Source organism: Vibrio sp. AND4 (genome assembly GCF_000171815.1).
Taxonomy (GTDB): Bacteria; Pseudomonadota; Gammaproteobacteria; order Enterobacterales; family Vibrionaceae; genus Vibrio.
Genome location: NZ_ABGR01000130.1, coordinates 1 through 1,145, shown reverse-complemented (window position 1 = coordinate 1,145; position 1,145 = coordinate 1). Strand labels below are relative to the sequence as shown.

General features: G+C 47.6%; 1 protein-coding gene. It reads right to left on the bottom strand.

Annotation, left to right across the window (positions count from 1 at the left end; all coding sequences use genetic code 11):
• Positions 1 to 205 precede the first annotated feature (205 nt).
• A partial coding sequence (gene hldE, locus AND4_RS19190) for a bifunctional D-glycero-beta-D-manno-heptose-7-phosphate kinase/D-glycero-beta-D-manno-heptose 1-phosphate adenylyltransferase HldE (RefSeq protein WP_009844651.1) occupies positions 206 to 1,145 on the bottom strand: 940 nt, incomplete at its 5' end.

Below are 1,145 nucleotides of genomic sequence, written 5' to 3'. Positions count from 1 at the left end.
TAAAACCTGCAAAATAAACATTGATATTTAAGTAACAAAAAAACGCCGGTTGATTTTCAGCTGGCGTTTTTGATTGCCGCTCAATCACCACTGAGGCGCATTCTTTCGGCAAGCCAAGCCCCACTCGGCAAGGATTGATTGAGCCCCCAAAAAAGTAAAGGCCGCTCGAAAGCAACCTTTACTCATCAATTTAGCGAGGGAGAAGTTACCCTTTGCCGCCTTTGATGGCATTAATGATTTCACTTGTTGAGCAACCATCTTCAAAGTTCAATACGCGAACTTCACCGCCAGCGGCAATCACTTCTTTACCACCAGCAATCTCTTCTGGTTTGTAGTCACCGCCTTTTACTAGCAAACTTGGCAACACTTCAGAGATCAAACGCTGAGGCGTATCTTCGCTAAATGGCACAACCCAATCCACTGCGCCAAGGCCAGCCAATACTGCCATACGGCGATCGGTTGGGTTGACTGGACGACCAGGGCCTTTGAGACGTTTCACTGAGTCATCGGTATTGACTGCAACGATAAGACGATCACCCAGCTCAGCGGCATGATTTAAGTAAGACACATGACCTGCGTGTAAAATGTCAAAACAACCATTGGTCATGACGACCTTCTCGCCTTTCGCGCGTGCTTTCTTAACCGCTTCAATCAGTGCTTGCTCTGCAATCACACCATAATCTGTATCTTGGCTACCGTGAATCGCTTCTGCTAATTCAATCTCAGAAAGCGTCGAAGTCCCCAGTTTACCCACCACAACACCTGCCGCTGCATTTGCCAATGCACACGCTTCTTCAAAAGATTTGCCTGCGGCAACCGAAGCAGCCAATACAGAGATAACCGTGTCACCCGCGCCGGTCACGTCATACACTTCTTTTGCTTGAGTTGGTAAGTGGAACGGCTCTTTTCCACGACGAATCAAGGTCATGCCATTTTCACTTCGTGTCACCAACAGCGCTTCAAATTCAAACTCTTCAACAAGAGCCAGTGCTTTTTCTACTAGCTCTTGGTCAGATTTCACTTTACCGACTACGTCTTCGAACTCTTTCATGTTTGGAGTGAGAAGTGTTGCACCGCGGTAGCGCTCGAAGTCCGCACCTTTGGGATCAATAAAAACGGGGATCTTTGCTGCCCGTGCTTTTTGA